Here is a 16,941-nt window from a genome sequence, read left to right on the forward strand (position 1 = left end):
ACAGTAACTCCACCACGTAAAGAAGCATCTGTTGCTGTTTAATACCTTAGATTATTCATACTTTTGCTAAGTCTCTGATTAACTCAGCCCTGCTGGGTCATTTTGTATAGCTTAGTCTAAACTCCAGCTCAAAGACAAGGGGCAAAATCTCCTTGGTTATTGACCCTTGTTATTTGTATATCCATAACTTGTGTAGATGAATTATTGGCTAATGAAATCAGAACCAGAAGCCTATAGCATTGCTGACCTTCAACAGCAAAAAGAGACTATCTGGGACGGTGTTCGCAATTATCAAGCTCGCAACTTTTTGCGCCAAATGGATGAAGGAGACTTAGCTTTTTTCTATCACTCCAACACGAATCCTCCCAGTATTGCTGGGTTAATGCGTGTAGTGAAAAAAGATATTGCTGACCCGACGCAGTTTGAGCCAGAAAGTAAATACTACGACCCGAAATCAAGTTCCGAATCCCCTCGATGGCGAACAGTTGTAGTAGAATTTGTTGAGACTTTTTCTAACCCCATCTTGCTATCAATACTCAAAGAAGAGTTTAGCGCCGAAGAGTTAATGTTGGTGAGACAAGGAAATCGGTTATCAGTGATGCCCGTTCCTGAAGCAGTAGCTTTCAAGATTCTGGCGATGAAAACCTTCTAGTTGAAAATTACACCAGGTCTAGGTAAAGAAAAGTGCATCAAAGTTGGGATGCTCCCGCCTACATTAGGATTTACGTATAAAGATTCTCTGGGAAAATTGGGTGTAAAGTTTACTATTAACGCTGCCAATCATATATTAATCGTCCATGACGATCACGCACAAGTTCCCATTCTCCATGACGATATGGTTGTCCGTGATAACGTACAGAGCGATAGCGTCGTCTATAATAATGTCGTCGATTCTGCTGGCGTTGATAATTATATTGTCCAGTCCGTTGCCGTCTATGATAACGTCGTCTAGTCCGTCGGTGAGCTAACAAAAGCTCTTCACTTTGCTCGCCAACTAATTTCATCTGTGCGTCAAGACTTTGTTCCTTGAGAACATTATTTAGAGTATTATCCTTGGCTTCAGCCAAAGCAGGTGGATAAATGAAGGCTAATAGCAGGAACACAATTGAGGATAGCTTTTTGAAACGGTTCACGTCTTTGCTTTTCCTAGAGTATTGGTAATAATTTTATTTAATACTTAAGTTGAGCAACTATATAGTTCAGAATTCACAAACTTGAGTAACGCAAAAGTTATGAAATTACTTATATTAAATGTGAAGAAGTTCGAGTTGGCAAAAAAAGCAGGAGCAAAGTCGTCTGTTGATGACTAAATATACCTAAAAGCTTTAGTTCCAGGCGGGTGAGGAAGCCAACAGTTAAGCTATTTCTAGGCTTTTGTTGACACCAATGGGTAATGCCCATTGGTGTCAACTTAAGTCAGAAAGCTCATTCCACAGTCATTTTACCCCACCCCTTAATCCCCTCCCCGTTCACGGGGAGGGGAGATTTTGTCGTTAGACAAAAGCGGGGTGGGGTGACGACGGCTTAATTAGTAATTGAGTGGACTTGATATAACGTCATTGCAAGGGTTTCACGTTAAGTTGACACCAATGGGTAATGCCCTGCCCCTACGAGTATCTGTGGTTAATTATTTTTTCTGTACGTTACCCATCTAGGAAGTGTGATAAGAGTTGATTTATTTTGTTTATTAGTAAATAAGATACGTTTCCCCTAGTATTGGAAGTGGTTGCATCCATAGAGAAATCACTTTTGATTCCTCTCAATTGTTATCTGCCAAGTGTTTAATGTGGTTCCTACAGTTTTATCAAGGTTCGTCAAAGCATTGAGATATTCAATAGTTGCATTAAGTTCTGCGTTTCTTGCCTCTACCAAACTATTTTCCAGACTGACAATCTCGAAGACTCCAGATCCCCTGCCTAATCTCTGTTTTTCTCTTTCTATTTCTAGTTGTCGTTCAGAAGACTCCCTGGCTTGCCCTGCAAGTTCGACCTGCTTGAAACTCAAATTAACATCTCTAATTCCGTCTGTTACCTGAATGTCTAAGCTTTCACGCTGCTCGTTCAAATTGTTTTCCGTTTGCAGTAGGTTGACTCGGCTGCGCTGAAATGTTTGTTCTACTGTCAGATCGCCTAATGTTTTGCTAAAAGTTAGCCCGGCTCTAACGTCTGGTGTTGCGTTGTCTCCTGTATTGTCATAACTGATATTCAAGCCCAAGTCCCAGCGTCTGTTATTTTCTGCCTCTAACAGGTTAAGTTTAGCTATGTCCTGGTTTAGCTGTGCCTGCAAATACTCTGGCTGATTTAAGAGTGCTAATTGCTTTATTTTGTTTTGGTCTAAAGTAACGGGTGACGCCTTTGGAACTTCTGCTGCCACAATATTGGTATTTTGATCGATATCAAGAACCTGAAGTAAAGCTAATTTTGCTGACTGAAGACTATTTTGAGCAGCCACCAAGCTTACTTGTCGGTTAGCGATCGCTGTTTCACTTTGGATAATCTCAACTGGTGCTAACCTACCCGCAGCAATCAGAGCTTGGTTAATTTCCAGAATTTCTTGAGCGCTTTTCAGGGAAAGCTGCTCGATTTTCAGTTGTTCTTGAGCGCGGAGTAAATTTCGGTATGCCAAAATAGCATCCGTAATGGTATTGCTCAATGTCGATTTTAAACCCAAAACATTGCTTTTTTCTGTGAGTCGAGCAGTCTTAATCGAAGCTCTATTTACATCGACTCCAGCTCCTCTCAATAGAGGTTGATTAAAAATTATCTTAGGCGTTAGAGCGTTACCTGTCAACCCAAAACTCAGTTCCCCCCCGGTGGGAATCTTCATTTTTGCCTCAAGACCAGCTTCATTAGTAGTTGTGGTTGCACTAGACTCGGATGATGCTACCGACATTGACAGGGTGGGTGTAAAATCAGGAGCAAATTTATCTTCTGCCACTGCCAGGTCTTGTCTTTGAGCTATCCTTTCGAGATATGAGTTTTTAATCGTTCTATTGTTTTGCAAAGCCAAGACGACAATATCAGAAAGCTTCAGTGCAACTGTACCAGCATCCTGTAATGATTCCTGTTGATTTTTTTTGAGACTATTTTCAGCCTTTTTTTCGGCTTTTGGAAATTGATTCTGAGAAATTAGCGCTGCTGCTTGGCTTTGCTGGACTTGCGTATCACTGGTTAACTGAAAGTTGATAGGCGATTCTTCTTTGGAGACGCTTTGAGATGGCGCTCTAACCAAGTCCTGCTGTGACTGCTGATGCTGGTTCTGCTTATCAGTTGTTAAGTTGAAGGTTAAGAGCGATCGCCTGTCAGGATATTGCGCTACTAGCGATCGCATCTGGTTGTTAAGAAGCTGCTGGTTTTTTTGGTTCTGAGGTTGCAAATCAGCTACAAGTGTGTTGGCCATTTTTGAAGCGTCAAGTGTAGGTTTTGCGCTCTTTGTTGGCTGTTGGCGTTCTTGATCTATTAGATGTGATCGCGTTTTCCTGCCCTTACTAATTGGCTGATTACCTTTACCTTCGCTAACGATTGGCGGTTTGACTGCTGTCTCAACCCCAACAGCAGGTGTAAATATCTTCGGGGACTTAAAAATCTGGGTGAGAATACGAGTTGTACCCAGAATAACAGTTGAAACAACGACCGCATTAAGTAATAATAAGTTGAGCGATCGCAAAGATAGATAAAGTTGGTTTTGAGGTTGAGAATCTTGGTTAGGTAGCTTCTGCATGACGAGATTAATTTAGTAGATTGTTCTGCTCGCCTAATTTGGATTGAGATTGATTTTCGGCGCTGTTTAGATAAAGCCATCGCACGTTGCGTTCATGACTTACACCTCACCTCCATCCCCTCTCCTTACGCTCGTAGAGGGGGAGAATCCGAATGCAAGCAAATTTATCAAGATGATAGATTGTCATTGCGAATGAAGCGAAGCGGAATGAAGCAATCGCAACATCTAGACTTTGCGATTGCTTCACTCCATTTCATTACGCTTATGTTTTTACACATTTGGGATGCTCTCTGTAGAGGGGTGCCGTAGGCGTGGTGAGTTAATTGAGCCGCAACTCGCTATCAAATCTTTAGACACCACCGCCACTGTCAGGTTGGCGTTGTCAGATTTGTAAGTTGCATCGGGCAGTAGTTTACGTTTAGTAAAACCCATTGCTGCTGTCTGAATACTAGTCTTGATTTTACCCTACACTGCTTACTTTACCTTTTGTGTAAATTTCGGAAACAAAAGTGCTTTAGTTTTGAGCGCAAAATATTATAGATTTATTAACAACCAAGTTTTGAGGAAAGCAGGAAGCCGGAGAAATTTTATACCATTTCTCCCAAGATTTCCCAAATATGGTACTTCCAGTCTCTCTTCCTTATAGGTCTGGGGGAATCTGATATGTTGCAATCTTAAAAAAAATTAGTATTACAAATGCTCTTGAAAGTTTCAAAAGTTAACATGATCAAAACATAATTACTGTAGTTATGTTTTAGAAACAAGCTGTATCGCCTTGATTTTCTAGATTGATTCATATAAAAATTGAATTAAGTAGATGAGGCGTTGACGGCTTAGTTCTACTTGAGAAAAGTAGGTCAAGAAAAACTATAACTAAACCTACACTATGAAGAGAGAAAGCCCAAACTTTTGTCAGAGTTTAAATTAGGTTTCAAGTTGAAATTACTGCACCAACAAAATTAGGATGCAGATTTTTTTCATTCTCTCAATGCGTAAATCCCAAAGGAGATAAATTATGAACAAAACAATAGCAAAGGTTAAACATCTGGTTCGGTTGGCTGCGATCGGTACTGCCGCAACCTCTCTTTCGCTTGTTAGTACAGTTCCAGCCTCATTCGCTGCTCCTGCGCCAACCTGTGTTTCCGCAAGGCGCACTACCAGTGGCTTAAACCAAACTGTCACTGTGACTAATAATTGCAGCATGACGCAACGGGTCAAAGTACTTTGGGCGTTCGGTCCCGATAGCGCGTGCACTGTGGTCAACCCCAGAAGAAGCTTCTCTAGCCGAAGAGGACGCTTGCCCCGCTTTGACGGACTGGAGAGATGCTGATTTGACCCCTGACAAGGTTTGAATTTACTTTCAAGTTGAAATTCCTGCACCAAAAATAGGCAAGTAATACCACCAGGCTAAAAAAACAACTGCTGGTAGTTATATTTTCCTATTGTCCTTTGTCAGGTAAAATACAAAGGTAATTCATAGCAATTAATACCTTCGCCAATTTAAGAGTATTGGCCTAGATGAAACATAAGATTTTAGACGCTTGTTTTTGCCTTATAGCGAAAACAAGTGTCTAAAATCCTACGTGGTTCTTGTAGAAGGAATTTATAGTATCGTGTCTGTTTGGACTAGAGCTTTACGTTTTGCCTAACAGTTAACCACGCTCTTATCTTGTGCTATTTCGGCAAAAGCTAGACTACCTCTATTTTTTGCGAAGGCATTGATGGCAATAAAACTCAATTTATCAAAGGAGAATACTCGTGTCTTATCTCACAAAGCTAAGTCAGTCACCACGTTTAATAACTCTTGCAGTTTGTAGTGCAATGTTGGCTACAATTCCCATTGGTGCTGCTTTTGCAGGGCCATCCTCTCCTAGTACTTATCAAAATTCTTGTCGGAACATTGGTGCTGCTGGAGCCACCCTAACAGCAAGCTGTCGTAGAAGAAATGGCTCATTCAACCGAACATCAATTCTGATTCGGGGAATTGACAATATTGATGGAAATTTGAGGTATAGTAGTAGGCCCACAGCCGCTAGTAGTTATCAAGCTTCTTGTCGGAACATTGGTGTTACTGGAGCCACCCTAACAGCAAGTTGTCGTAGAAGAAATGGCACATTCAACCGAACATCAATTCTGATTCGGGGAATCGACAATATTAATGGAAACTTGAGGTATTCATAGGTAGTAAGTAGGATGCAATTAGAGACAGTTTTGCTGCCCGAACCTTTTGAGTAAATGAACTACCCCACCTGAATTTTAAAATAAGGTGGGGTAATTCACTGCTATGGAGTGCGGCAAACACTACGTGCTACGCAAAGCTGTAACAGGATTTAGCTGGCTAGCTCGTAAAGCCGGGAGAAAACCAGCGCCCACCCCCACCAGCAGCGCCGACCCTAAGGACAAAGCGGCTGTACTGCTTTCAAATTGGTAGGGCAAATCAAAAGTACCGACAACCACCAACGTCAACCCATGCACTGTCATCAGCGCCACAGTTCCCCCCAATAAGCTTAAAACCGCCGCTTCGAGAATGAACTGCAACATGATGTCCTGCTTTGTTGCCCCGATCGCTAGCTTCAGACCAATTTCGGCAGTACGCTCTGCTACAGTGGCGATGGTAATATTGGCAATACCGACACCACCCACCAATAGAGAGATTACTCCCACTGCTGCCAGTGCCATTGAAACGGATTCAAGGGTTTTCTGTTGCTCCAGGATGTCTTCGACATTGTTAGCAACATAAAATTTTTGACTTGGAAAGCGCTGCTCCAAAAGTTTTTTTGTCTGGTCTTCCAAGTTTTTCAGGTCTTCGAGTTTGTGGGGGCGCATCCAAATAGTTCCAATATCCTGGCTACCCATTAAAGCGTTGAAAACCGACATCGGTATCAGTAGCTCACCTTCAGGTGCCTCGTTGTTACCGGGATTAGTCTTTACCACCCCCACAACGATATAGGGTCGGCGATCTGCATAAATGCGCTTACCCATAGGCTTTTGACCTTTGAAAAGTTTGTCCGCCAGAAATTGATCAATTACCACCACAGGTCGATAGCTGGCAAAATCTGCTCTTGTGAAGAACCGTCCCTTCACTAATTGCTTACCCGATGTCAGCAAGAAGTTTTGGGAAACACCCAACATCGAAGGATTTTTCGCCTCCTGATCTTGAAAAAATGTTTGAGAAGAAGTTGGGGAACTGGACGCACTGATTGCTTGCAAGCCCAAGAGCCGTTTTTGCAAGAATTTCATGTCTTCTAGCCGAAGAAGTTGGGACTCCGGGAATATTATGACCTGAGGGGCATCTCGCTCTGCCATTTGACGGGCAATCACTGCCCGACTGATGCTGCCGACCTGAAGCGTTGCTGTTACCGCAGCTACACCCATAAAAACGCCCAAGGTGGTTAAGGTGGAACGCAGAGCGTTGCCGCCCAGAGAGCGGCAAGTAAGAGCTAGTAGGTCAAAAGGTTTGAGACTCATGCTATTCGCTTTTAGTTTCAGTCGAATTGTCTTGGGGAACGCTTGGCGTTCCTGGTTCCGATTTGGAATCAGCTGCGGGCAGCATCACTTGATCCCCAGCGCGCAGACCAGAGGTCACTTCCACATTAGTCAACCCCTCTAGCCCTAGAGTGATATTTTTTTTCTGAGCCTTACCTTGTTTATCCCGCACCAATACATAGGGCTTTTCTTCTGAGCGCACAATCGCTTCCGTGTCCAAAACCACCACATTCTGTCGCTGTTGCAAAATAATCTCGACATTTACCTGGCTGCCTGGAATCAGTTTGCGGGAAGGGGAATTAAGGCGCACTTTTGCAGATACCGTTGCCTGCCCCGGTTGTTGGCTACTGCTTTGGCTTTCGTTCCCAGAAGAAGTGGTTGCTATAGGAGACAAACTTTGCACCCTTCCCTCAAATGACTGAGCATTAGGGCCGATAACACTGATACGGGCTAATTGGTTGACTCGGACTTTAGCCGCATTCAGGGTGGAAAGCTGGAGCGACACCAGCTCTTCGCTGGGGTCGCCCAAGGTGAGCATGTCAGTACGCACCTGAACCCCTTCCCCATCCTTAACTTTGATGTCGAGAACTTTACCATTAATAGGCGCAGTCAAGAGATTATTCTGGAGTTGCTGCTGGATTTTTTGGAGTTCAAGCTGAAGGCGCTGGAGTTCACGGGTATCAGTGTTGACAGCTAACTGAGCCTCTCGCAGCGCAGATTGAGCCTCCATAATTTTGTTCTGCGTTTGCTGTTGCGTATTTTGTAGCTCTATCTGAAGGTTCTGAAGTTCGATGATATCGGTGTTAACGGTTAACTGAGCCTGCCCGGCGGCAGATTTTGCACGGCGAACCTGTTCCTCCTGTGTGCGAAGTTCATTTTTGGCAATGAAGCCTCTTTTATCCAGAGCCTCAAGCTCCTGGAGTTTCCTTTCCTCGGCTTTTAGGTCTTCCTCAGCTTCAACAAGTTTTTGGCGGTTACTTGCTAGGGTAAGTTCCTGTTTTTGAATCTGGAATTGCTTGTTTGTCTGGTTTTCCCGTTTAGCTGCTTTTAGCTTTTCCTCGGCTTCAACAACTTTCTGGCGGTTGCTTGCCAGAGTGAGTTGCTGTTTTTCAATCTGCAACTGCTGGTTGGTGAGGATAGTTTGTCGGTCGGGGTTACGCAGAATAATCAGCGGCTGACCGGATTTTACCTGATCGCCAAGCTGTACTAGCACGCGATCGACTGCGCCTTCTGCTGGAGACTTAAGAGTTTGTTGACCACGCAGTTCAAGGATACCGCTCTCATTGATTGAGGTTTCGATGTTGCCGCGTTCTACAGTGACAACAGGCTGCTGTGCCGACTCTGCTGGTCGATTTTGATGGACATAAACTAGCCAGCCCCCGGCGCTAACCGAAGCCAAAACTCCTGACCAAGCTAACCATTTAACTCCTGTCTTAAATTTCTTTTTACCCTGCTCCATAAGCGCAGCGCCCGCCGTTTTTGAGGTCATACAATCCCTTGCGGCTGAATCAAATGGTTGAAATGGCGTTGTCTAACTTTACCACCCGGCTGGGCAAGCTTGTATCAGCGATCAAAATTAGTATATTGCCTAACTCCACTTCAATATTCTGAAATTAAATCTAGTAATTCAAGGTTTTGAAACTTCTTTTTTATGCATAATTCAAGGATTTATGTTTTTATTAATATTCCGACTCATGCAATCTGAAGCTGAGGTTCTCTGGTTTGTAGACTAAAGTACTGTACTTCACTAAGAGATGATTTATAAAGTAAATCTTAAATTGTAGGGTGTGTTAAAGCAGCGCGTAACGCACCGTATTTAGTGGTGCGTTACGGCTAATTCCTACTCTCTCAAACGCTCAAATCTTTACATAGCCGTAACACACCCTACTTAATATTTACGGGTACATCCCAGTTTTTATTATTCGATGAGATAATAAAATTTAAGAACGCAATAACGGAAGATTGTTAGATTTTACTTGCATTGGGATGCTCCCATATTTACTTTATAACGGTATTTTAGGCGGGTTCTTCGCCTTTTTACTATAACGGGATTGATTAAAATCCCTGTGATAATCAGTCCAATGATAATAAATACAACTATTGTTTGAATCACTAGACCTCTTGCAAAAGTCTATCCCCTTTTCTACATCCCGTGAAAAGTCAGGTTGAGCAACAGCATTTGCTTGTTGAGCAACAGCATTTGCTTGTTGAGCGACAGCATTTGCTTGTTGAGCGACAGCATTTGCTTGTTGAGCGACAGCATTTGCTTGTTGAGCAACAGCATTTGCTTGTTGAGCGACAGCATTTGCTTGTTGAGCAACAGCATTTGCTTGTTGAGCGACAGCATTTGCTTGTTGAGCGACAGCATTTGCTTGTTGAGCGACAGCATTTGCTTGTTGAGCGACAGCATTTGCTTGTTGAGCAACAGCATTTGCTTGTTGAGCGTAAGCGTTCCCCAACAAAGTCTCGATAATGTTGGGTTTCGCTCCTCAACCCAACCTACGCCAGCTAGCGTAATGCACCGAAAACCTGAAATGGTGCGTTACGCTAACGCGGTAACACACCCTACAGCTACTAAAACTACCAACAAAAGGAGAAAAAACGAATACTTCTTAAAGCTAAAATTGTTTAAAATGGATAAAATAACGCGTTTAGTCAAACATCACACTCAGGCATCCAACAATATTCTACGTTAGGTTGACCGTTGATTTTGTTAGTTGATAGCTTACTGAACTTGAAACCATGTCGTTCGTAAAATTTACAAGCTCGCATATTCGCTTGTAATGTGTGAAGCTTCAGTTCTTGCGGACAAATTGCTTTAGCTTGGGCAAGTAAGACTGAACCAATACCCTGATTTTGGTAAGTCGCATCTACAAACAGCTGGCTTAACCATTTTTCCTCTTTGATAACTACAACAAAACCCACAATCTGATTTTCAACTTCAGCCAGCCAAACATCCCCGTGTACAGCCAGTTCATCACGAAATCGAGCTTTCCATAAAAAATATGGCTGTGGGTGTTTAATATGAGAAAACGTTTCATGCCAAGTTCGATACCATAGATGAACAGTATCTTCTAAATCATCTAATTGATAGGGACGAATCGTTACCACGATATGCCAAGTTAATTTTAAAGTACTACTTTAATGTTTGCAGGTACTTTAATTATATTGGTTGAAATTGGGATGGTTTAGGTGCAATGGGAAGATCCAAAAATTATATTTACTGGCACACATCACCGCTATTGGATCAGAATTATGCAAGATTGAACTTTGGTAGAAAGGGTTTTTTGAAGCCCTTGCTCAACTTTGCTAATCAGTTTATCAAAAGCCTCTTGATCTGCTGTCAGTTGTTCTTGAAGAACTTTCTCTAATTCAGGCTTTATTTGCTCACACATATCCTCGATTTTTCTATCACTCAAAAAACTAGAACGAACCCAACTAGGTACATCCACATTTGTCTTGATTGCTTCTTGAACACTCTTGCGATTTAGCTCCATTCCTGCCGCCATAACCGAAGCCCCATATACTAGTGCAATCGGCCAGGTTAAATGTCCAGTTAGTATGAGAGTGATGATACTAGCTACAGTGCCTCCACCAATTACTACATTGACGATAAAACCCACTGTCTCAGCTAGGATAGCATCTCCAATTCGTAGCTCTGGGTTAACAAAATTTGGGTCAATACTATCTTGGAACCTTAAGCTACTTCTAGGTATCTGAAACTTTCGACATATTGGATCGGTTTGTGCGGCTAAATCGGGTTGGATTTTATTGCTAAACCAAGAAGCGCATTGATGATTAATTATCTGCACGGCGCGTTCGTCGGAGACGTTGCCGGAGGCATCGCTTTTGAGCCACTGTTCTGCCCGACCGATCAAAGCTGTTTCCAAATCTGCTAAAGTCCGTATTTTGTTTTTTTGCCAATCTTTTAAACCAGGTTTAACTGCGTTGACAATCAAGCCATCTGTCAAAGGCTTAGTGAGTGATTCGATTAACTCCGGGATATGCTTTTCAATCAAACCTTTGAGCTTGTTCGAGGTAAATAGTTTGTTGACTTCTTCCTTAAAAGCAGCAGCACGCAAATCCCATCGTCCTACTCGTGCTAAACCTAGTGCAATGCACCGTTCCGGTTCCAAATCGGGGCGAAGCAACGTTTCTGGTTCGGGAAACATTTCCTGACAAAGCAAGTGCGTAAACTTCATCCGAGATGCACCGCCAGTCATCAGCAGAAGTTTCGGCACAATTCCAAGTTTTTCTAGCTTTTCTTTCGCCTCGGTTAAAGAGTCGCTAAACGATCGCACCCAACTATGATGCTCCAATTCCGGTAAGTGTTGGTTTAAAATTTCCTCCATCATCAATTTATTTACTTGGGGAATAAAATAAATCTGTTCGTTGATCGACTCGAACCCACGCGCAAAGGATTCAGGATCGCTGTATAGCTGTTCATTTGAAAAGTAATCTTCTTTAGCTTTGCGACAAGCAAGTTCACAACGAGCTTGGTGATGGGGATATTCCTTAAATACTTTTTCGAGTAATGCTTTTTGTTCGTGGTTGGCGAGAGTCCGGGCAAAAATAGCTTTGTCAATTAGAGATGCACCTAAAGTATTACTCCCGAAATCTATGGGTATCTCTTCTAAGCTCTTAACCAGAGTAAAATCTGTGGTTGAAGAACCAATATCGACAATTAGCACCGATCCAACAAGTTTGTCATACTCCAACTTCCCGGCTTCTTTGGCTTGCATGAAAGCAGCCCGCGATTCGGGTACAACATTTAGTTGGGGAATACCAGCTTCTTGAAGCAGCTTTTGGTATTCGGAGCGATCGCTAACTGACCATCCTGAAGGGCAACCTATGTAAAAATAGCTACCTTCCCCACCTTCTAGTTGTTTGCTTTCTTTCAAAAGGCGGTAGTAGGTTGCTACAAAAGTGCTAATTGTTTCCCGATATTTGGGATCGTTATTGGGTTTTTGCTTGAAAGAAATTGTCAGCTGGGTAACGCCAGCTTGAATTAATGCTTGTTCGCCGACAAGATAACCGAGTTTAGGATGCCAACCAAGGGCTGTAATTTGGTTCTTTTTGTTATTAATCTCCAGCATCTGAGGGGGGTCGATGCTTTCCACTACAGCTTTAGCTACAGCCGTTTCACCGTGTCCCAAATCAAAACCGATTGTTTCTAAAATTTCCATATCCTTATTGTCTATTATTCTCTAGCAGAGGAATATACTGGCTCAATTACCCTACCGCGCCTAATCAAGCGATCGCCTTTCAACAAAGCCGGAGTTAGAGTTACGTGATCTTTGGTATCGGGGTCGATACTTGGCTCGAAGTCAAAATAGCCGCGATCGCTGTGAGGGTCATTTGGTCGGTAAATTTGAGCGTTAATTCCCTGAGACATTAAAATCTGTGGGAGAAGTTTTGCAAGTTCATGAGCCATTTGGGGTTTATCAAGTTTTGATGCGCCCATTAGCCTTTGCAGAAAATTCAATAGCTCTGGCAGTTCTTCTATTGCTAGGTCGCCTTCATGTTTATTCCATTCTTCTACTCTAGCGACTGCTAGGTCGATAGTGTTGAGAGCATCGCCAAGGTGATCTAAAAATACTTTGCTATCAACCCGGAGAATAGGTTGAGGTAATTGCAATAACTCTAAAGACATAGAATTTTGCTGATTGTTTAAGTCGAGTTGAAGTACAACTTCTACTCCTAGAAGTACAGAGGTTAGTAAGATAGCCATCCATGCACCTGGGGTAGTTTTAGTTAAAGAGAACAACGAACCTAAGATGCCTATATAAATTAGTCCCTTTAGCAGTTTCAGGATTAACCTGCTGGAAAAAAACTTTGTAGGGTTAGTAATTTGCCTTTGCTCTGTTGGAGCAACTTGAGAATAGTTAGCCGCAGCGAGAGTGGCAATTGACTGCCGCAGCGTATCTAGGAAAAAGGAAGCCAGACGAACTTGAGCCAGATTCAGCTTTTGAATGTAAATTCTTTCGAGATTATCAAGTCGGTTTTGAACCAGTTTAACTATCTCCTCAATGCTGGTTGTGTTATCAATATCTGTCTGGAGTTGGTTGCGTTCTTCGCTAAAAAGTGAAGTTATGGTTTTCATTGTGTTGACTAAGTACAGTTTTGCCTAAAAGCGTAGCGTTTTTAATGCAAGCCGACGCATTGGCATTGTAAGCCGACGCATTGGCATTGTAAGCCGACGCATTGGCATTGTAAGCCGACGCATTGGCATTGCAGGGTATTGCCTTTCATTAATTCGCTACGAATTAATGAAATGCTGTACTAAGAGGTTGTTTGAAAAGTGGTTAGCTGTGATTTTAAGTACTCGTTGATCCCCCCTAGCCCCCCTTAAAAAGGGGGGAATTAGAATCAAAGTCCCCCTTGAAAAGGGGGATTTAGGGGGATCTAAAACTTTTTGCTACTAACAAAAGGACTTTTCAAACAGCCTCTAAGACTTTAACGTTACTAATAGGGGTGAAATGAACACTTGTCTGCTGATTTCACGCTGTAATCACATGATGACTGATGTAATTAACTCAGTTGTGTGGTTCCAGGATCTTTTTACCGGAAAATTGCGCTTAATATTATGTATAAATCTTGCGTATGGTTGAGATCACATTTAGACTGCTGATGAGGCAGGTTGACTGAGGCGTTTGAGAGCCACCCATTACCTAACCATTGATTGCAAATTACACCCATTAGAAGGAGGAGCAGAATGTTTATCTGTGTCATTGCAGACTACGGTACAGGAGATCCGGCATTTACAGAAGTCACACAACGTCTGCTGATGGCTTTTCCCGATGCCCAAATTCATTTGCTTTCGGTTCCAGCATTCAGTACCTTGGCAACGGGATTCTGGATTGCCCAACTAGGACTCAACCCAGGAAAGAGCGATCGCCTAATTTATCATAACTGTGCGCCTCGTCAGGATGATCCTGAAGCCCGTCGGGATAATGAAGGTGAAGGACTAACTTACGCTCTTTTATCTAATGGTGTAAAAGTAGTGGGTGTGAATGCAGGCTACACGCTCTCCTTTATCAAAGACTATACAAAGGAGTTGCGAGTGGTCAACGTTTCTCGTGGTGGATCGCAATTTCGCTCACGGGATGTGTTTCCTCCAGCTGCGGCTGCCATTATGAATGAAGATTTTAGCCTTCTGGGAGATAGCCTTAAGAGTGAGCAAATCCCAGATGTTCCACCAGATCGAATTGCCTGGATTGATGGCTACGGCAACATCAAAACAACTATTGGGGCGCATACACTCAACTTGGAGCCTCAAACCAAGATAGTGATCCGAATTGGAGATGTAGTCAGTGATGCAGTGTATTCTGATGGCAGCTTCAAGGTGTCTGAAGGAACTTTAGCCTTTGCTCCTGGTAGTTCCGGTTGGTCAAGAGGCGATTCAGGAGAACCATTGCGCTTTTTAGAGCTATTTCTGCGAGGAGGGAGTGCTTGGGAACGCTTTGGCCGTCCCCGTGTGAATCAGCAAGTAACTCGAATTGCGTGAAATCGGGTAGTTGGCTGAGGTTCGACAAGGCGGTGACGTTTTCTGCAATCTTCTTATTCAGTTCTACGAACAGGATTTCTAAAACTCGTTTATCGCTAAAGGGGTCGAAGTCGCTAACAACGACATCGGAAAATGTCTGAATCACGGATTTTACGGATTATGGGATGTCACTGATTTTTTTGGATAATCTTGAAAGGTAAAAATCGGTGTAATCTTTAAATCTGTTTAATCTGTGTTCAAGATTATTTTAGCTATTTATACGGGTATGTTGTATGGAGGGTTTGAAATATGTTGATATTACTCAGAAAATTATCGGGGCTAGTTTTGAGGTACATAAGTTTTTGGGTAATGGGTTTCAAGAGGTGATTTATCAAAGGGCTTTGGCTTATGAGATGAGTCAAGTGGGGCTGGGGTTTGCGCGTGAAATTGAGCAAAATATTTTTTATAAGGATTTGGAAAAACCGATTGGAACTCGTAGGGCTGATTTTGTGGTTGAGGGAAAGATTTTGGTTGAGTTAAAGGCTGTTATTCAGCTTGAGGATGTGCATTTGGCTCAGGCTTTAAATTATCTGAAGGCTTATAAGTTGGAGGTTGGTTTGTTGATTAATTTTGGAAGTAAGAGTATGACGTTTAAGCGGTTGGTGAGGTGAACATTTGAAGATGGATTTTATCGGAAAATGTCTGAATCACGGATTTTACGGATTATGGGATGTCACTGATTTTTTTGGATAATTTTGAAAGATAAAAATCGGTGTAATCTTTAAATCTGTTTAATCTGTGATTCAGACCTTTATTTTCACGGTGGCGACATTTGTAGAGACTAGGACTTACGCATTGACAAGAAATACCAAATATGGATTAAGGTTAAAAACCATATCTTTCGTAAGGGCACAGCATTGCTCATTGGTGTCAACTTAAGCTAAAAGTAGCTTAACTGAAAGCTTCCTCACCCGTCTCGAACTAAAGTTCAAGGCTGATAGCTAAAGTCTACTGAAGTAGACTAAAGATTTTTGGCTATATTTAGTCATCAACAGAAGACTTCCGCTAAAAGCCAAGGAAGTTCAGTTCCTTGCGGGACATAGCTTTTACGTTAAGTTGACACCAATGAGCAAAGCTTAGCCCCTACAGCATCGTCTATTTACGATCGCAGGATAATTAAGAAAAGCCTGAAAACTTCCTCAAGATAGGTAATGCACATCACGATGCATTTGTACAGTGCGTAAGTCCTAGAGACGTTGCATTGCAACGTCTCTACCACCGGAAAATCTCACCAATAACCTTAACTAAACAGTAAGGAATAAGAGTTTCAAAGAGTTCTTACCTAAGTCATCGCTTAGTTCAAGGGAATTTAGATAGTTAAGGTAATTTAGCGTGATTTCATTCAACGACTGTTACTGAAGCCCCTTCAATTGATGGAGGTATACCAGGTAATTCAAGACAGTATCCAGCACCATATACTGTCTTTATATAACGGGGGTGGCGGGGATCTGGTTCTAGCTTGGTTCTCAAGTGGCGAATATGGACTCGAATCGTTTCTATGTCATCATCAGGATCGTAGCCCCAAACTTCTCTGAGGATTTCGCTAGGAGAAACTGTTTGACCGTGGCGTTGCAATAAGCAGTGAAGTAACTCAAATTCCAAGTGAGTCAATTTCACCGTCTCATTGAACCATATCGCCTCAAATCTTTCGGGAACGAGAGTGAGTGAGCCATAGTTGAGAATTTCACTATGCTTTGCTGCTTGGGGAATCCGGTCAGTACGCCGCAAAAGGGCCCGCACCCGCGCCAGCAGTTCTTCAACTTCAAAAGGCTTGGTGAGGTAGTCATCTGCGCCAGCATTGAAGCCTTCCACCTTGTCCTGAGTTTGGCTCAAAGCCGTCAACATTAACACGGGAATCTCAGAGGTGCGATCGTCTCGGCGCAGGCGTTGGCAAACGGTAAACCCATCTACTCTGGGCAACATTAAATCGAGCATGATCAAGTCTGGTTGTAGCTGGAGAGCCAGCGCTTGACCTTTGATGCCGTCTTCAGCTTGACTAACATCGTAACCAGCCATTTCCAAGTTGACGGCAACTAGTTCTGAAATCGCTGGGTCATCGTCTATGACAAGAATCCTCGGCATTCTTAAAAAATTATTACTACTTATTAAGGATAATTAACAACCTTTGATAGATACAAAGATTTTTGAATCGATTCTAAAAAAGTTTTTAAATCTTACATAAATATTAA

General features: G+C 42.6%; 15 protein-coding genes. 5 read left to right on the forward strand and 10 right to left on the reverse strand.

Translation table 11 applies throughout. The annotated features are described in order from the left end of the window. The first annotated feature begins 196 nt into the window (after positions 1 to 196). Positions 197 to 652: an EVE domain-containing protein gene (locus LC653_RS23040; protein ID WP_372478211.1), complete on the forward strand. Its 456-nt coding sequence runs from the start codon at positions 197 to 199 to the stop codon at positions 650 to 652. A gap of 115 nt (positions 653 to 767) precedes the next feature. Here the strand turns inward: LC653_RS23040 and LC653_RS23045 are convergent, their stop codons facing one another. From LC653_RS23045 to LC653_RS23055, 3 genes are all read right to left on the reverse strand, one after another. Continuing rightward, positions 768 to 1,133, reverse strand: coding sequence for a hypothetical protein (locus tag LC653_RS23045; protein WP_229497056.1), 366 nt, complete (start codon positions 1,131 to 1,133; stop codon positions 768 to 770). Between the two features lie 610 nt (positions 1,134 to 1,743). Beyond that, complete coding sequence (locus LC653_RS23050; protein WP_229497057.1) at positions 1,744 to 3,720, reverse strand: TolC family protein; 1,977 nt, start codon at positions 3,718 to 3,720, stop codon at positions 1,744 to 1,746. A 942-nt stretch (positions 3,721 to 4,662) separates the two neighbouring features. Beyond that, positions 4,663 to 4,974, reverse strand: coding sequence for a hypothetical protein (locus tag LC653_RS23055; RefSeq protein ID WP_229497058.1), 312 nt, complete (start codon positions 4,972 to 4,974; stop codon positions 4,663 to 4,665). On the opposite strand from LC653_RS23055, the gene LC653_RS48305 reads away from it, so the two are divergent. Both LC653_RS48305 and LC653_RS23060 read left to right on the forward strand, forming a co-directional pair. After that, positions 4,904 to 5,050 carry an alpha-amylase inhibitor gene (locus tag LC653_RS48305; protein WP_504828433.1) on the forward strand — a complete coding sequence of 49 codons (147 nt, stop codon included), beginning with the start codon at positions 4,904 to 4,906 and terminating at the stop codon, positions 5,048 to 5,050. The genes LC653_RS23055 and LC653_RS48305 overlap by 71 nt on opposite strands. Before the next feature lie 428 nt (positions 5,051 to 5,478). Beyond that, entirely contained in the window at positions 5,479 to 5,901 is a 423-nt protein-coding gene (locus LC653_RS23060) for a mannose-binding lectin (protein ID WP_229497059.1), read from the forward strand. 120 nt (positions 5,902 to 6,021) lie between these two features. On the opposite strand, the gene LC653_RS23065 is transcribed toward LC653_RS23060, so the two are convergent. The 6 genes from LC653_RS23065 to LC653_RS23090 form a co-directional block, all read right to left on the reverse strand. Continuing rightward, positions 6,022 to 7,188, reverse strand: coding sequence for an ABC transporter permease (locus LC653_RS23065; protein WP_229497060.1), 1,167 nt, complete (start codon positions 7,186 to 7,188; stop codon positions 6,022 to 6,024). Position 7,189: 1 nt separating this feature from the next. After that, positions 7,190 to 8,695 carry an efflux RND transporter periplasmic adaptor subunit gene (locus tag LC653_RS23070; protein WP_229497061.1) on the reverse strand — a complete coding sequence of 502 codons (1,506 nt, stop codon included), beginning with the start codon at positions 8,693 to 8,695 and terminating at the stop codon, positions 7,190 to 7,192. Between the two features lie 514 nt (positions 8,696 to 9,209). Then, positions 9,210 to 9,665, reverse strand: coding sequence for a hypothetical protein (locus LC653_RS23075; RefSeq protein ID WP_229497062.1), 456 nt, complete (start codon positions 9,663 to 9,665; stop codon positions 9,210 to 9,212). Positions 9,666 to 9,861: 196 nt separating this feature from the next. Beyond that, entirely contained in the window at positions 9,862 to 10,317 is a 456-nt protein-coding gene (locus LC653_RS23080; protein ID WP_229497063.1) for a GNAT family N-acetyltransferase, read from the reverse strand. 128 nt (positions 10,318 to 10,445) lie between these two features. After that, positions 10,446 to 12,392 carry an Hsp70 family protein gene (locus LC653_RS23085; protein ID WP_229497064.1) on the reverse strand — a complete coding sequence of 649 codons (1,947 nt, stop codon included), beginning with the start codon at positions 12,390 to 12,392 and terminating at the stop codon, positions 10,446 to 10,448. A 14-nt stretch (positions 12,393 to 12,406) separates the two neighbouring features. Continuing rightward, positions 12,407 to 13,309 (reverse strand): hypothetical protein, encoded by a 903-nt coding sequence (locus LC653_RS23090; RefSeq protein ID WP_229497065.1) that lies wholly within the window; start codon positions 13,307 to 13,309, stop codon positions 12,407 to 12,409. 612 nt (positions 13,310 to 13,921) lie between these two features. On the opposite strand from LC653_RS23090, the gene LC653_RS23095 reads away from it, so the two are divergent. Together LC653_RS23095 and LC653_RS23100 are read left to right on the forward strand one after the other, a co-directional pair. Continuing rightward, the gene (locus LC653_RS23095) at positions 13,922 to 14,713 is read left to right on the forward strand and encodes an SAM hydrolase/SAM-dependent halogenase family protein (RefSeq protein ID WP_229497066.1); all 792 of its coding nucleotides are present in this window, start codon (positions 13,922 to 13,924) and stop codon (positions 14,711 to 14,713) included. Positions 14,714 to 14,985: 272 nt separating this feature from the next. Beyond that, complete coding sequence (locus LC653_RS23100) at positions 14,986 to 15,363, forward strand: GxxExxY protein (protein ID WP_229497067.1); 378 nt, start codon at positions 14,986 to 14,988, stop codon at positions 15,361 to 15,363. Positions 15,364 to 16,090: 727 nt separating this feature from the next. Here the strand turns inward: LC653_RS23100 and rpaA are convergent. Continuing rightward, a complete protein-coding gene (gene rpaA, locus LC653_RS23105; protein WP_229497068.1) occupies positions 16,091 to 16,834 on the reverse strand; it encodes a two component system response regulator RpaA in 744 nt (247 codons plus the stop codon). Positions 16,835 to 16,941 lie beyond the last annotated feature (107 nt).

The organism is Nostoc mirabile CHAB5784 (genome assembly GCF_020829645.1).
GTDB lineage: Bacteria > Cyanobacteriota > Cyanobacteriia > Cyanobacteriales > Nostocaceae > Nostoc > Nostoc mirabile.

Excerpts from the sequence above, each read along its gene's own strand:
- LC653_RS23040 (WP_372478211.1), top strand. The coding sequence starts at position 197 with ATGAATTATTGGCTAATGAAATCAGAACCAGAAGCCTATAGCATTGCT.
- LC653_RS23050 (WP_229497057.1), bottom strand. The coding sequence starts at position 3,720 with ATGCAGAAGCTACCTAACCAAGATTCTCAACCTCAAAACCAACTTTAT.
- LC653_RS23065 (WP_229497060.1), bottom strand. The coding sequence starts at position 7,188 with ATGAGTCTCAAACCTTTTGACCTACTAGCTCTTACTTGCCGCTCTCTG.
- LC653_RS23070 (WP_229497061.1), bottom strand. The coding sequence starts at position 8,695 with ATGACCTCAAAAACGGCGGGCGCTGCGCTTATGGAGCAGGGTAAAAAG.
- LC653_RS23085 (WP_229497064.1), bottom strand. The coding sequence starts at position 12,392 with ATGGAAATTTTAGAAACAATCGGTTTTGATTTGGGACACGGTGAAACG.
- LC653_RS23090 (WP_229497065.1), bottom strand. The coding sequence starts at position 13,309 with ATGAAAACCATAACTTCACTTTTTAGCGAAGAACGCAACCAACTCCAG.
- LC653_RS23095 (WP_229497066.1), top strand. The coding sequence starts at position 13,922 with ATGTTTATCTGTGTCATTGCAGACTACGGTACAGGAGATCCGGCATTT.
- LC653_RS23100 (WP_229497067.1), top strand. The coding sequence starts at position 14,986 with ATGGAGGGTTTGAAATATGTTGATATTACTCAGAAAATTATCGGGGCT.
- rpaA (WP_229497068.1), bottom strand. The coding sequence starts at position 16,834 with ATGCCGAGGATTCTTGTCATAGACGATGACCCAGCGATTTCAGAACTA.